Annotated in this window: 9 protein-coding genes and 1 pseudogene; 5 read left to right on the plus strand and 5 right to left on the minus strand. The window is 31.2% G+C overall.

Annotated features, from left to right (window positions below):
* Nucleotides 1–34 precede the first annotated feature (34 nt).
* Entirely contained in the window at nt 35–481 is a 447-nt protein-coding gene (locus WHD08_RS09655; protein WP_165733803.1) for an acyl-CoA thioesterase, read from the plus strand.
* A gap of 169 nt (nt 482–650) precedes the next feature.
* On the opposite strand, the pseudogene WHD08_RS09660 reads toward WHD08_RS09655, so the two are convergent.
* A pseudogene (locus tag WHD08_RS09660) lies at nt 651–2,279 on the minus strand (sodium/sugar symporter).
* Between the two features lie 168 nt (nt 2,280–2,447).
* Here WHD08_RS09660 and WHD08_RS09665 point away from each other — a divergent pair.
* Genes WHD08_RS09665 through WHD08_RS09680 form a run of 4 tightly spaced genes read left to right on the plus strand, consistent with a single transcriptional unit; the run spans nt 2,448 to nt 6,539 of the window.
* On the plus strand, nt 2,448–3,440 hold the full coding sequence (locus WHD08_RS09665) for a GntR family transcriptional regulator (RefSeq protein WP_208890979.1): 993 nt from the start codon (nt 2,448–2,450) through the stop codon (nt 3,438–3,440).
* A 7-nt stretch (nt 3,441–3,447) separates the two neighbouring features.
* Nucleotides 3,448–4,338 (plus strand): aldose 1-epimerase, encoded by an 891-nt coding sequence (locus tag WHD08_RS09670; protein ID WP_208890978.1) that lies wholly within the window; start codon nt 3,448–3,450, stop codon nt 4,336–4,338.
* Between the two features lie 11 nt (nt 4,339–4,349).
* A complete protein-coding gene (galK, locus tag WHD08_RS09675; RefSeq protein ID WP_208890977.1) occupies nt 4,350–5,501 on the plus strand; it encodes a galactokinase in 1,152 nt (383 codons plus the stop codon).
* Between the two features lie 15 nt (nt 5,502–5,516).
* On the plus strand, nt 5,517–6,539 hold the full coding sequence (locus WHD08_RS09680; RefSeq protein ID WP_208890976.1) for a UDP-glucose--hexose-1-phosphate uridylyltransferase: 1,023 nt from the start codon (nt 5,517–5,519) through the stop codon (nt 6,537–6,539).
* Between the two features lie 420 nt (nt 6,540–6,959).
* Here WHD08_RS09680 and WHD08_RS09685 read toward each other — a convergent pair whose 3' ends face one another.
* The 4 genes from WHD08_RS09685 to WHD08_RS09700 all read right to left on the minus strand — a co-directional run bounded on the left by WHD08_RS09685 (nt 6,960) and on the right by WHD08_RS09700 (nt 14,689).
* The gene (locus tag WHD08_RS09685) at nt 6,960–8,756 is read right to left on the minus strand and encodes an alkaline phosphatase (RefSeq protein WP_208890975.1); all 1,797 of its coding nucleotides are present in this window, start codon (nt 8,754–8,756) and stop codon (nt 6,960–6,962) included.
* Nucleotides 8,757–8,762: 6 nt separating this feature from the next.
* On the minus strand, nt 8,763–9,866 hold the full coding sequence (locus WHD08_RS09690; protein WP_165733810.1) for an alkaline phosphatase: 1,104 nt from the start codon (nt 9,864–9,866) through the stop codon (nt 8,763–8,765).
* 97 nt (nt 9,867–9,963) lie between these two features.
* Complete coding sequence (locus WHD08_RS09695; RefSeq protein WP_208890974.1) at nt 9,964–11,709, minus strand: RagB/SusD family nutrient uptake outer membrane protein; 1,746 nt, start codon at nt 11,707–11,709, stop codon at nt 9,964–9,966.
* Nucleotides 11,710–11,719: 10 nt separating this feature from the next.
* The gene (locus WHD08_RS09700) at nt 11,720–14,689 is read right to left on the minus strand and encodes a SusC/RagA family TonB-linked outer membrane protein (RefSeq protein WP_165733812.1); all 2,970 of its coding nucleotides are present in this window, start codon (nt 14,687–14,689) and stop codon (nt 11,720–11,722) included.
* Nucleotides 14,690–14,854 lie beyond the last annotated feature (165 nt).

Below are 14,854 nucleotides of genomic sequence, written 5' to 3' on the forward strand. Positions count from 1 at the left end.
GTTATCAGGTTTTTTGTTTCAAAAAAAAGCTAACATGAGTTTTAAAGTAACATTTCACACAAAATGGTCTGACTTTGACCCAAACAGACACATGCGTCACACAGCATATAATGACTATGCAGCAGAAGTAAGAGTACGATATTTTAGAGATCAAAATTTCTCTATAGAAGAGTTTACAAAACACAACCTTGGCCCTATTTTATTTACAGAAGAAACTTCTTTTAGAAAAGAAATCCATTTAGGAGAAAATATCTCTGTAGATTTTAAACTTTCTGGTTTATCTAAAAATGGTGAACGTTGGAAAATTACACATCAGGTTTTTAATGAGGCAGGAGAGTTATCAGCAATTATAAAAGTATATGGAGCTTGGATAGATTTAACAAAACGAAAACTAACCATGCCACCTGCAGAAGCTCAATATTTGTTTGACTCTGCCGAAAAAAGCGATGATTTTGAAGAAATAGCACTTAAAAAAAGTTAAGAGTATAAAAAATACTGAATAAAAGAATTCAACCTTGTCGTGCCACACTGAACATGTTTCAGTGTCTTACTTTCTTTACAAGCTATCAATTCTAAAACCTAAAAAATTGGGTAAAAAAAATCGTCTAAATTTCTTTAGACGATTTTTTTTATAAACTATTTGGTAATTCCTACCAGAATAAACAATATAGTACAGTTACTAAAATACAAACGACAATAGAACCTAAGTTAAACAACGGAGTTGTTTTAAATAAATCTGTTCCGAAATCAATCCCTTTAGGATCATCTTTCCCTTTGTTTTGAATATTACTCATAACCATAATGATAATAAGCGTTAAGACAGCTGTAATTCCCATTTGATGCATCCAAGGTTCGAATACTGCTATTGGAATAAATTTCAATGCTAATGCAATTGGAATAGATAAAATTGCACCCCAAATAGCTGCATTATTAGTTGTTTTCTTATAAAATAAACCTAAGATAAATACCGCTAAAATACCTGGACTTACAATACCTGTGTATTCTTGAATAAATTGAAATGCTTGATCGATACCCCCTAAAAGTGGCGCTACAATAACAGCAATTATTAAAGCAACAGCTGCAGAAATTCTCCCCACATTTACCGTTGTTTTATCATCTGCATTTTTGTTGATGTATTGCTTATAAATATCCATTGTAAAAATGGTAGATGTAGAATTTAACATCGAAGCTAAAGAAGATACAATTGCAGCAGCTAAAGCAGCAAAAGCAACACCTTTAAGACCTGTAGGTAAAAATTGTAGTAACCAAGGATATGCTTTATCAGCTTGTTCGGCAGAAGGCACATTTAACATACCTACTTCTCCTAAATTAGCCATAATAGCTGGATCGTTTACCATTACATACGCTGCAATACCAGGAATTACAACAATTAAAGGAATAATCAATTTTAAAAATGCTGCTAATAAAATCCCTTTTTGAGATTCTTTTAAAGATTTAGCAGCTAAAGTTCTTTGAATAATATATTGGTTGAATCCCCAATAATATAAGTTTGCAACCCATAAACCACCAACTAATACCCAAATACCAGGTAAGTTTACATAGTTATCATTAGATTCATCCAATATCATATGAAACTTTTCTGGTGCCGCATCTAATACTTTAGAAAAACCAGCTAACATTCCTTCTCCTCCAGAAACCGTATTTAAAGCTAAGTAAGTAGTAACCAAACCACCTAACACTAAAAATACTACTTGTATAACATCTGTCTAAGCTACCGCAGATAAACCTCCATATAAAGAGTATGCAGCTGCAAATAACGCCAAACCAATAATTGCATACATCATATCTACTCCCATAATGGTTTCAATAGCCAAACCTCCTAAATATAAAACAGAAGCAAGATTAACAAATATGTATAAACCTAACCAAAATACAGCTAAGATTGTTTTAAGGTTGGTAGAAAAACGTTTTTCAACAAATTCTGGAATTGTATATAATCCTTTTTCTATAAAAATAGGTAAGAAATATTTACCAACAATTATTAAAGTTAAGGCTGCCATCCATTCATAAGAAGCAATTGCAATACCCAAGGCAAAACCAGAACCAGACATTCCTATAAATTGCTCTGCAGAAATATTTGCAGCAATTAAAGAAGTACCAATTGCCCACCAAGGCAAAGATTTACTTGCCAAGAAGTAATCTTCTGCATTTTTTTGGTGTCCTTTTTTATCTCGAGAAACCCATAAACCTACACCTAAAATTAAAATGGCATACGCTATGAAGACTATATAGTCCCACATTTCAAAACCTGCTTTCATAATTATTATTTTTGTTTTAGTTAATTATTTATACAAGTCAAATATATGTATATAATTTCAGAAAATGTATCTGTAAGCCCAAAGAAATGTGTCTCTCAGTACATTTTTATCAAACTAGTAGGGTCGGGTAGGTTTTGTGTCTAAAAAAGTATATATTTGTAATTAATTATGATAGAAGTTAAAAAAGAAATAGGCATTCCTAAATATAAGCAAATCATTAACGCTATAGAAAGTGCTATAGAAAATGGTTTGTTAAAAAAAGGAGATCAATTGCCTTCTATTAACACTATTAAAAACAATAATAAGCTTTCTAGAGATACCGTTTTAATGGCCTTTAATGAGTTAAAGAACAGAGGTATTATAGAATCTATTGTAGGTAAAGGATATTATGTTTTAAGTGAAGACATTAATGTACATCAAAAAATATTTTTACTTTTTGATGAGTTAAATTCATTTAAAGAAGATTTGTATAATTCTTTTTTAGAAAACTTAGAAGATACAGTTCAGGTAGATATTTTCTTTCATCATTTTAATGAAGCTATTTTTAAAAAACTAATAAAAGACAATGCTGGTAGTTACAATTATTATGTAATTATGCCTGCAAATTTAGAAAACACCAGCAAGAGCATTCAATTATTACCCGATGATAAGGTCTACATTTTAGATCAGGTGCCAGAAGATTTGGCAGCATATCCATCCATCTATCAAAATTTTGAAAAATCTATCTACGAAAACCTAACTAAGGCTTTAGGATTTGTTTCAAAATATAATAAAATTAATCTTATATTTTCAGAAGAAAAACAACCCAAAGGCATTCTTAAAGGGTTTACACAATTCTGCGAACAAAGTGCTATGCCTTTTGAAATTTTAAGCACTGTAAAAGAAGCTCCTTTAATAAAAAATGAACTTTACGTATTGCTAGATGATATCAGTTTACTAAGAATTATCAAGAAAATGAAAAGTCAGAATATGACTTTAGTAAATGACATTGGCGTTATTTCTTATAACGATACATTATTAAAAGAAATTGTTGAAGGAGGCATTACCACCATTACTACAGATTTTAACGAAATGGGTAAAAGGTTGGCAAAAATGATTTTGAACAAAGAACAAGGGAAAATAGAAAATCCGAATAAATTAATTATTAGAAACTCAATATAACAACACATTGTATACTATAAACCATAACACAGAAACAAATATTTTAGAAGTAAGAAATACTGAAAACACGGTTTTTGGTAAAATTCACCTAAATGACGGAGCAAGTTTGCAAGAACTAACTTTGGGAGGAAATGCCATTATTCAAGATTTAACTCCATTAACATACGATTCTACGTTTGCCTCTTCTATTTTATTTCCGTTTGCAAATAGAATTAAAGACGGACAATACTCTTTTAATGGTGAAGATTTTCAATTAGAAAAAAACCAAGAAGAAGAGCAAAATGCATTACATGGTTTTGTATACAATAAAACGTTTAAAGTAATTGATAAAGAAACATCTGCAACTACTGCAAGAATAACTGTAGAGTATAATGAAAACATTCGAAATAATGGTTTTCCGTATACATACACAATTGTAGTTACTTATACTTTTACAAATGATGGACTAGATTTATCTGTTACTGTAAGAAATACCGACGCTAAACCTTTTCCGTTTACTTTAGGGTGGCACCCGTATTTTAGCAGTGATAATTTAGCAGAAAGTTCTCTAAATTTTGATTGTGATCAACAATTAATTATTGGAGACCGTAATATTACTACTGGGTCTGAGACTGTAAATTCTATGATACATTTAGATATCGAGAAAAAACAATTAGATGATTGTTGGGGTTTAAATTCTGACAAAGTTGCGTTTAACACTCCTAAATATCAATTAAACTTTCAATCATCCGGTACTGGTAATTTTTTACAAGCATATACGCCTCCTAGATTAAATACCATAGCTATTGAGCCTACCACGGGTGTTTCTAATAGTTTTAATAATAAAATAGGATTACAAACATTAAACCCTAATGAAAAATATTCCATTGTTTGGAAAATAAACATAATTAACAATTAACGAAGCAGATTATGAGTGCAACACTAATTAAGGATGTTAAAGAGACATTCATCAAAGAATTTAAAACGGAACCTCTATTAATTTTTTCTCCAGGTAGAATCAATATTATTGGAGAACATACAGATTATAATGATGGTTTTGTATTTCCTGCAGCTGTAAATAAAGGTATTGCTGCTGCTATTCAAAAAACTGATGCTGACAGCTCTACAGCCATCGCTTTAGATTTAGACAGTACTATAAAATTTGAATTAGATAAAATTAAACCATCCAAAGAAGGAAGTTGGGAAAACTATGTTTTTGGTGTTGTAGCAGAAATACAGAATAAAAATAAAGTGATAGGTAATTTTAATATCATCTTTAAAGGAAATATTCCTGGTGGAGCCGGTATGTCTTCTTCTGCTGCTTTAGAAAATAGTGTTGTTTTTGGTTTAAATGAATTGTTTGATTTAGGCTTAACCAAGCACGAAATGATTTTAATATCGCAAAAAGCAGAACATAATTATGTGGGTGTAAACTGCGGAATTATGGATCAATACGCAAGTATGTTTGGTATTAAAGACCATGCACTGCATTTAGATTGTAGAACCGTAGAATCTAAGCCTTATAAAATAGATTTCGAAAACCATCAATTAATGTTGATAAACACCAACGTTAAACATAGTTTATCCGACAGTGCATATAACGACAGACGTTCTGCTTGCGAAAGCGTATCTGAATTGTTAAATATAAAGGCGTTAAGAGACGCTACAGAAGCAGATTTAGAAACTATTGCAGATAAAGTGACACCTGCAAATTATCAAAAAGCCTTATTTGTTATTCAAGAAAATAATAGAACTATAAAAGCTGCAAAAGCTATTGAAGACAATGATTTAGAATTGTTAGGTTCTTTAATTTACCAATCTCACGAAGGTTTATCTAATCAATACAAAGTAAGTTGCGATGAATTAGACTTTTTAGTTGCACAAGCTAAGAAAAACAAACACGTTCTTGGAGCAAGAATGATGGGTGGTGGTTTTGGTGGCTGCACCATTAATTTAATTGATAAAAGCGAAGCAAAATCTTTCGCAGAAACGGCTTCTGAAGCCTATAAAAATGAATTTAATAATGAATGTTCAGTGTATTTTATTGAACTTTCTGAAGGTACACATATCGTAAAACAATAATTACAACACAAGAAAATGAGCAATACAAATTTACAAGATTATTCGCACAAGCGATTTAATATTCTTACAGGAGAATGGGTGTTAGTTTCACCTCATAGAGCAAAAAGACCTTGGCAAGGACAAAATGAAGAGGTTAATAATGAAAAAAGACCAACACATGACGAATCTTGTTATTTATGTGCAGGAAACACAAGAATTAACGGAGAAGTAAACCCAGATTATAAAGACGTTTTTGTTTTTACAAACGATTTTGCTGCTTTACAAAATGATTCGCCAACGTTTAACGTAAACGACGGACTTTTAAAAGCACAAAGTGAAACTGGTATTTGCAAGGTAATTTGCTTTAGCCCAGATCACTCAAAAAGTTTGGCAGATATGTCTGCAACAGAAATTCAGAAAGTTGTTTTTGCATGGCAAAGAGAATTTAAAGAATTAGCTGAAAAGCCAAATATCAACTATGTTCAAATATTTGAAAACAAAGGAGCTGTAATGGGTTGTAGTAATCCACACCCTCACGGACAAATCTGGAGTCAGTCTTCTTTACCAAACGAAGTTGATAAAAAAAATACTCAACAATTAAATTATTACAATAACAACAACAGTAGTTTATTGGGTGATTATTTAGCGCAAGAATTAGAAAAACAAGAACGTATTATTTTTGAAAATGATGGTTTTGTAGTTTTAGTTCCTTTTTGGGCAATTTGGCCATTCGAAGCCATGATTGTTCCTAAAAGACCTTTGTCTAACATCTTAGAAATGACAGAAGCAGAAACGTTACAATACGGAGAAGCAATTTCTGTATTGACAAAAGCATACGACAAGATTTTTAATACTTCTTTTCCATATTCTAGCGGAATTCATCAAGCGCCAACAGATGGAAATGAAAACAAACATTGGCATTTTCACATGAGTTTTTATCCACCATTATTAAGAAGCGCTTCTGTAAAGAAATTTATGGTTGGTTACGAAATGTTTGGAACTCCACAAAGAGATATTACTGCAGAACAAGCTGTAAAAATGATAAAAGATTGTTTGTAGAAATTACAAACTTTTAGAAATAACGGAAATCATCTAAAAAGCAATTTTTAGATGATTTTTTATTTTTAATAGGTTGCACACCTATTATTTATAAACTGTCATAACCTTAATAAAATAACAACTGACAAACCTTATATAATCTTTCACCCTGTCTAAAATGACAAACTGTACACATAAAGCAAGGAATTTAGAATATTCAAAATTGGATTGATATCTATAAAATTTATGATAAAAGACTGATTATCAAAAGGGCTGATTCATTGGAAGAAAAAATATAATTTTTGAATAAAAATGAATCATGAATAAAGCTATAAATGTATTTTTTTGTACACCTATAGCTTTATATAATTATATAACAACCTATTTTGCATAAAGGTTACTATTAAGCAGTTTATACAATAGATTTGCTATTCCTTTTATTTATTTTAAAACTTTAAGAATTTTAGAAAACACTTCATTATTTTCATAAACTCCCTGAAACTCGTTTGACTTAGCTCCGTAAGCAAAAATAGGAACCATAATTGCTGTGTGATCATAAGAAGCAAAATAACCTTCTATTTGATGTGTTTTTACATCACCTTGCGGAATGCTAAAACCAGATGTTTCGTGGTCTGCAGTTATAATAACTAAGGTTTCTGGGTTGTTATCTGCAAATATTAAAGCTTCTGTAATTGCTTTATCAAAATCTATCGATTCTGCTAAAATTCCTGCAGTATCATTAGAATGACCTGCGTGATCTATCTTTGCAGCTTCAATCATTAGAAAGAAAGGCTTCTCCTTTTTCCTTAAAAAATCAAGCCCCGTTTTAGTAGCATCAACTAAAACATTACCTCTTCCTTCTGAAATCCATTTCATACCGTGTTCAGACATAAAAAAACCTACTTTGTCATCCGTAGTATTTTTTAAATCATTAAAAGATGAAACTATTTTAAAGTTATCAGTAAGGTTTGTCTTTTTAAAAGTAGAAGCCCCACCTCCAATAAAAAGATTTAGTTTACTATTGATTAAATCTTTAGAAATTACAGAATCATCAGACCTATCTTTCGCATGTGCGTAAAATGACGCAGGTGTTGCTCCTAAAATATTATCTGTAGTAATACATGCTGTAGAAAAACCTTGTTCGCTTAAAATTTCTGTAATATTTTTTAAAGGCTCTCCGTTTACACCTGTACCAATTGCTCTGTTGTTTGTTTTAACTCCGGTTGCTAAAGCAGTACCTGCAGCAGCTGAATCTGTTGTAAAATCGTCTGCAGCTTGTGTTTTTATAAAACCAATACTTTTTAATTGAGTTAAAGTTAATTCGCCATTATTTGCAAGTGCTGTTGATGAAATTTGAGCCAAACCATTTCCATCTCCAATTAATAAAATAATATTTTTAACAGGTAAGTCTTTTTGATCATTGTTAAAGCTTGGTTTGTAAACTTTAGAAAAAGTAGTTGCAGTTACCAATCTGCTTGGTAAAGATTTAAAATAATTAACACATTTAAAAGGATGATCTGTATTTATGATTGCAACTCCCATTTCAGATAAAGTTCTCCATGCTCTTTTAGAATCTGGACTTCCCCAAAAACGAAAAGGTTTATTCGTTTTATTTGCTTTTTCTAAAACCTCTACAATACGATTTTCATCATCATGTGTTAACCTTCCTTTTCCATTCCATTCAGAAAATTGTTTAAAATTTAAACTAACCATAGCAATTTTTTTCCAAATTTCTGATGAAACAGAAGTTTCTAATTCTTGATAATCAAAAAAGATAAAATCAGGATAATTGACATAATCTTTAGCTTTTGGTCTGTTTCCGGAAATAACAATTTTAATCTGCTTATTGTTAATTATATAAGTATGTTTTTTTAGAACCTCTATAAGTTTGTCTAAGGTTTTAACAGCATCAGATTTAATATCAATCAAAAGGATTAATTGTTCTTCCTTTTTGTACTCCATATTAAAAACAGTTTCTAATGGATTTAGATATAAAGCTTCTAATGTTTTTGATACAGTAATGTCTTCATAATCATGAGCAACATACAAATTGTTGTCTTTTAGAAAAATATCTGCTTCAAAAGAAGTTGCTCCATTTGCAAAAGCATTCCAAAAAGGTACTGATTGATTGTAATCGTTGTGAGAGTGAATAATTGCAGTATTTTGAGCAATACTTGTATTTTTTACTCCCAAAAAGACTGTAATTACAAGGAATAAAGTTTTTATATTTAGTGTCATTTTAAGTTATTTATTATTGATTGCTTTAAACATTTTATGGTAAATTTCATTATTTTCATAAATGCCCTGAAAATTTTCTGAACCTTTCCCTTTTGCAAAAACCGGAATTAAAGTTCCACTATGTTGATCGTTGTTAAAATTGATAGAAACATTATCTACTTCTTCAGATTTCTCCCCGGTTTCTTCATCAATCATATAGGATTTACCAATACTAACACCTCCTGTTTCATGATCTGCAGTAACCACTAAAAGTGTGTTTGGGTGTTTTTTTATGTATCTTAAAACCAAACCAATTGTTTTGTCAAAATCTAAGACTTCTTGTTTTAATAATTCTGCATCCATTGCATGCCCTCCCCAATCTATATAAGAACCTTCTATCATAAAAAAGAATGGTTTTCCTTTCTTAGTAAAATAATCTAAACCTAATTGAGTTGCATCTTGTAAAAAACTTTTTCTACCCTCTGTTTTAGATGGTAAACCTTCTTCAGCTAGTAAATATCCGTTCTTTTTGTTTACATCAAATTTTGATAAACTCACAGAATCTAATTTGTAGTTTTTTGCAATTAACTCTGTATATAAATCTTTTTTATCAGTTCTACGTTTTAAGTATTTTAAACCTCCACCAGCAAAAAAATCTACATTAGATTTTACTAAATCTAAAGCGATATCTTCATGTAAGTCTCTATCTTTTACATGTGCATAAAAAGAAGCAGGAGTTGCATGTGTGATTGGTGTTAAAGTTACAAAACCAGTTTGATAGTCTTCTTTTTGTAAAGTTTCTAAAATTGTAGGCAAAGGCAAACTGTCTTTAGACATACCAATTGCTCTTTTATATGTTTTTTCTCCTGTTGAAAAAGCAGTAGCACCAGCCGCAGAATCTGTAATTGTATGACTTGTACTTGGTGTTTTTATAAAACCAATATTTTTAAATTGCTCAAAATTAGGCGTTTCTTTTCCAAAATAAAAAGCAGTAGAAATTTGGGCAAGTCCCATACCGTCACCAATCATAAAAATGATATTTAACGGTTCTTCTTGGGTTCTTTTTTCTGATTTTTTTTCACATCCTATGTAAAACATAGAAATTAAACTCAGTATTATAATTTTCTTCATTTTTCAAAAAATTTGAAAGTATATTTTTATTAATATTACAATAGAAAAAGGGAGCTATTTTTCTAGAAGAGCTCCCTTAAAATAAAACAATAAACAACTAATATCCTTTATTTTGTTCTAAATACCCTAGCGTGTTAGAAGCTCCATCTATGGCCACTTGTGGAATAGGAAATAACCTATTGTTTACATCTGTATCTTTTTTTTCTGTCCACGAATCTTCGTAATGACTAAAACGGATTTGATTAGTTCTTCTTAAACCTTCCCAATAAAACTCAAAACCAAGTTCTCTATATAAAACATCTAAATCTATTGATGAAAGAGCGGTTGCTATTGGTTCGCGTGCATTTCTAGAGGTTTTAACAACATTTACATCTGCTAAAGCCGCTGCCACATCTCCCTTTCTTAATTTTGCCTCTGCACGCATCATGTAAATTTCTGCATAACGCATTAACACCAAATCTACACTACTGTAGTTATTTCCGTTATTAGAAGTGTGGCTAAATTGATATTTAGAAACACGATAACCTGTATGGTGTGCTCTACCTTCGTTTGTAAAATCTGCTTGTTGAGTAAGATTTACGTAACCTACATTTTTATCTGTACCGTTTCCTTTAATTTGCTTTACGGGATAAATTCTATAACCTTCATCACAAGTATAAAAAGCACCATTTTCATCTTTTCTAACAGCCCAAGTTACTCCTCTTAAAATCCCCCTATCTATCTCAAAATCTTCTGCTCCTACACAGTAATAATGATCTTCGTCATTTAAAGGAGAAAGACCTGTAAGGTCATCTAAGCCATAAGTAACTTCTTGGGTGTTTTTCTGAAGAAATCTAGGGTCTGCATCTGCAGGATCTACACTACCATAAGCATCTACCCAAGTTTGATAAAAGTCTGATGTAATTGCAGGACCATCTGTACCATCTGCATTTGTAAATTCTGGCCTAGGAAACATAGAACCTGGTAAAGACCAATATGCCCAACGGCTATGTTCATTCTTTAAAACTCCACGTTGGTCTAATGCGAAAATTAATTCTGCATTATTGCTATTACTATCATTAAATAAATCGAAATATTCTGGAGATAAAGAAAACTTTCCTGAATTGATAATGTTATCTGTATACTCGATAACTTTATCCATGTCTTCTGTTGTAAAATTAGGAGTTCCGTATGGATCTCTATAAACAGCTGCATTTAGATTTAATCTTGCTAAAAATCCCCAAACGGCAGACTGCGTCATTCTACCAGAACCTTTATCAGTATTTATCACATCAACAACGGATAACAATTCGCTTTCTATATAATCTATTGCATCTTGTCCTCTAAGAATTTCTGAATTTTCATTAGAAGATTCTTTTTTAAAGGCAAGTCCCCAACTATCTAAAGTTAAGATATTTAAATAAGCTCTAAGCGCTTTCATTTCATAAAGGGCACTTTCTGCTTCTGTATTTCCTTCTTCAGCCATTGGCGTAAGAACTTCTATAGCAGTTAATGTTCTAGAAATATTTATTGTAAGTTCTGTCCAAGCACTTTTTACCAAATCGTTTGTAGAAGTTATAGAATGAGAATGAGCCGCTAAAAACTTACCTCCATCATACCAATCTGTCCCTCCTCTGTAAGGTAAAATTGCCTCATCACTTGGTATTAATTGCAAACCGTAATAGTTTGTGTGTCTCCAAGTCCAAGCAACCTGTCCGTACGCAGGTGCAATTGCTCCACTAATTGCTTCTGCTTGTCCAGCACCAGTTAAGGATTCATCTAAAACTTCCTCTTTTAAATCACTACAGCTAGACATTAATAGAATGCTAATTGCAAATACTGTGTTTTTTATTATGTTTTTCATTTTTGTCTTATTAAAATTCTACATTTAGACTTAAAAGGATTGTTCTACTTTTTGGGTAACTGTAATAGTCAATACCAAAAGTTTGAATACCTCCAACAGGACTTCCTGTATTAATCTCTGGATCGAAACCACTATAATCTGTTATCACAAATAAATTTTGACCTGTAATTGATAAGCGAAGATTTTTGATACTATCTCCAAGACCTAATGCTTCTGGTGTAAAATTGTATGCTAAAGTTGCGTTGTTTAATCTTAAAAAATCTCCGTCCTCTAAATATCTTGTAGAAACTAAGTTAGAATTTGTTGCAGATTCATCTAAATATTCTACGGCTCTATCTGTAGTATTAAAAGAATTTGCTAAATTCCCTTTGTTAAAAGAAGACATAGCAACGTGATTGTAAATTTTATTACCACCAGCTCCATTAAAGTTTAAACCTAAATCGAATTTTTTGTAGTTAAAATTTAAGTAGAATGCATAAATATAATCTGGTAAAGCATTACCTGCTACAATACGATCATCATCTAAAATTTCACCATCATTATTAATGTCTGCAAATTGATTTAAACCATCTTGTCCAATTCCGGTAAATTCCTGAACATAAAAAGTACCAATAGCTTCTCCGTTTAAAACACCATTAATTGTAGCTCCTGTTTGTCCTGAACCTTGTGCTGCACCAGTTGTTAATATTTGATAAGGAGAGTTAACAACTTCGTTTTTAGTGATAGAAATGTTACCACCAATATTATAAGAGAAATCTTTATTTATAGTATTGTTGTAATCTAAAGCAATTTCAACACCGTTGTTTCTAATTTCCATATTAGGAATGTTAGTCCAATAACTAGAAACCGGAACAATAGGATCTGTAGGGGTAACTTGTAATAAAATGTTGTCTGTAACTTTACTAAAATAATCGATTGTACCTGTTAACTTGTGACCAAATAAACCAAAGTCTAAACCAATATTTGCCTGTGTAGAAACTTCCCATTGAATATTTGGGTTTGCTAAGCGAGTAAAGATAGAACCATAAGGATATCCGCCTAAATCTGATGCGCTAGAATCTAGTGGGTATGTGTTGTTACCTGTATTACTTTCTGTATAACTAGCTTGTGTTATTTTAGAAGGAATTTCTTGACTACCAGTTTGCCCCCAACTTGCTCTTAACTTTAAGTTGTTGATGTTATCAGAATCCTTCAAGAAATTTTCTTTATTGATGTTCCATCCTAAAGCAACAGAAGGAAAATATCCATATTTATTGTTCTCACCAAATTTAGAAGAACCATCTGCACGCATTGTTGCAGTCATTAAATACTTATCATTAAAGGTATAATTTACTCTACCAAAGAAAGATTGCAACTCATTTTTAGTAGCGTAAGCAGACTGCGTTGTTTGCTGGTTTGCTGTTTCTATTTGATATCTTGGTTCTACTCCATTCTCAGGAAAACCTTCTAAATAAAATTGTTTTTGATTTACTTCGGTTTGTTGATAAGTATGCCCTAACAGAAAAGTAAAACTACTTAATTTCTTATGAAAACTATACGTTAAAGTATTTTCTATAAGAGTATTGCTATTTTTAGTAGTCGCTGTATTTAAGCTACCTAAAGTTGTATTTGTTTCTGTAGCGTAAGGCATGTATTGCACATCTCTTTCTGTAATAGAATAATCTACACCAAGATTTAATTTATAAGTTAAACCTTTTGCAATTTTATAAGAAGGAGAAATATTAGCCAAAATACGGTTGTTGTTTGTGTAATCGCCGTAAATTGTTTCTCCAATAAAAGGATTTAAAATATCGTTACTTAAGTTTCCTTTTAATTCACCATTTTCATAAGGAGAGTCTGTTGGGTTAAGGCTTAACATATCACTTACAACACTACCAGAATTAGGTCTTGTATTGTCTAATTTAGTCGCTGTTAAATTAAAAGTAACATTAAATTTATCATCAATTGCTTTTTGAGTTAAGTTTAAACGACCAGAATAACGTTTTAAGTTACTGTTTCTTAAAATACCCTCTTGATCATCAACACCTACAGAAGCTGCATAAGAAGAATTTTCTGTACCTCCACTCATAGAAAGGTTAATGTTTTTTGACACCGCAGTTCTTGTTAATTTATCTTGCCAATTTGTAGATGCTTCTCCATCAATTAAAGTACCATTTACGGCAGTTACATTAGCTCTAAATTCATCAGCAGTAAAAACATCAACTTTATTTGCTAGCGTAGAAAAACCACTAGATACGTTTATGTTTACTTTGTTTCTTCCTTTTTTACCCTTTTTAGTAGTAATTACAATAACACCATTTGCTGCTCTAGAACCGTAAATTGCAGTTGAAGAGGCGTCTTTTAAAACTTCTATACTTTCTATATCTTGTGGATTTATAAAGTTTAACGGATTAGTAGCAATACCATTACCAGAATTATCTAATGCAAAACCATCTACAATATAAAGTGGAGTAGTACCAGAACGTAAACTACCAACACCTCTAATAACAATATCTTGTGTAGCACCAGGCTCACCACTAGAAGAAGATACGTTTACACCAGCAACTTTACCCTGTAAAAGCTGACCCGCATTTGCAACAACTCCTTGGTTAAAATCTTCACTTTTTACAGAAGAAATTGCTCCAGTTACATCAGATCTTTTTTGAGATCCATAACCTACAATAACAACCTCATCCAAAGAGTTTGCTTCTTCTTTTAAAATGATATTTAATTTTTGGTTTCCAGCATAAAGAACTTCTTTAGTCTCATAACCTAAATATGAAAATATTAAAACGCCATTTTCATCATTTAAATTGATAGAGAATACTCCATCAAAATCTGTTATAGTTCCTGTATTAAGCTGTCCTTTTAAAACAACAGAAACATTAGGTATTGGTATTCCATCTGCATCAGAAACTACGGTTCCAGACACGTTAACTTGCGCAATAGAATAGGAAGTAAAACCTAATGCAAGTATTAAAATTAAATAAATTTTTTTCATCTAGTTTGATTTTTAAATTGTGGTAAAACTAATTTACAGAAAGTGTTGGTTGGGGTGTTTTTGTTTCATCAAAGAGTATTAATCGTTCAAATCAGCATAGAAAAGAAGCAGATTAGGTGTGTTTTCGTTACAGTAACAATTAGCTAACGTTAAGAAAATCCTATA

The sequence above is a fragment of the Polaribacter sejongensis genome, from assembly GCF_038024065.1.
Lineage (GTDB): Bacteria > Bacteroidota > Bacteroidia > Flavobacteriales > Flavobacteriaceae > Polaribacter > Polaribacter sejongensis.

Bases quoted from the DNA above. Each gene is read 5' to 3' on its own strand.
- WHD08_RS09655 (WP_165733803.1), top strand. From the start codon at position 35: ATGAGTTTTAAAGTAACATTTCACACAAAATGGTCTGACTTTGACCCA.
- WHD08_RS09665 (WP_208890979.1), top strand. From the start codon at position 2,448: ATGATAGAAGTTAAAAAAGAAATAGGCATTCCTAAATATAAGCAAATC.
- galK (WP_208890977.1), top strand. From the start codon at position 4,350: ATGAGTGCAACACTAATTAAGGATGTTAAAGAGACATTCATCAAAGAA.
- WHD08_RS09680 (WP_208890976.1), top strand. From the start codon at position 5,517: ATGAGCAATACAAATTTACAAGATTATTCGCACAAGCGATTTAATATT.
- WHD08_RS09685 (WP_208890975.1), bottom strand. From the start codon at position 8,756: ATGACACTAAATATAAAAACTTTATTCCTTGTAATTACAGTCTTTTTG.
- WHD08_RS09690 (WP_165733810.1), bottom strand. From the start codon at position 9,866: ATGAAGAAAATTATAATACTGAGTTTAATTTCTATGTTTTACATAGGA.
- WHD08_RS09695 (WP_208890974.1), bottom strand. From the start codon at position 11,709: ATGAAAAACATAATAAAAAACACAGTATTTGCAATTAGCATTCTATTA.
- WHD08_RS09700 (WP_165733812.1), bottom strand. From the start codon at position 14,689: ATGAAAAAAATTTATTTAATTTTAATACTTGCATTAGGTTTTACTTCC.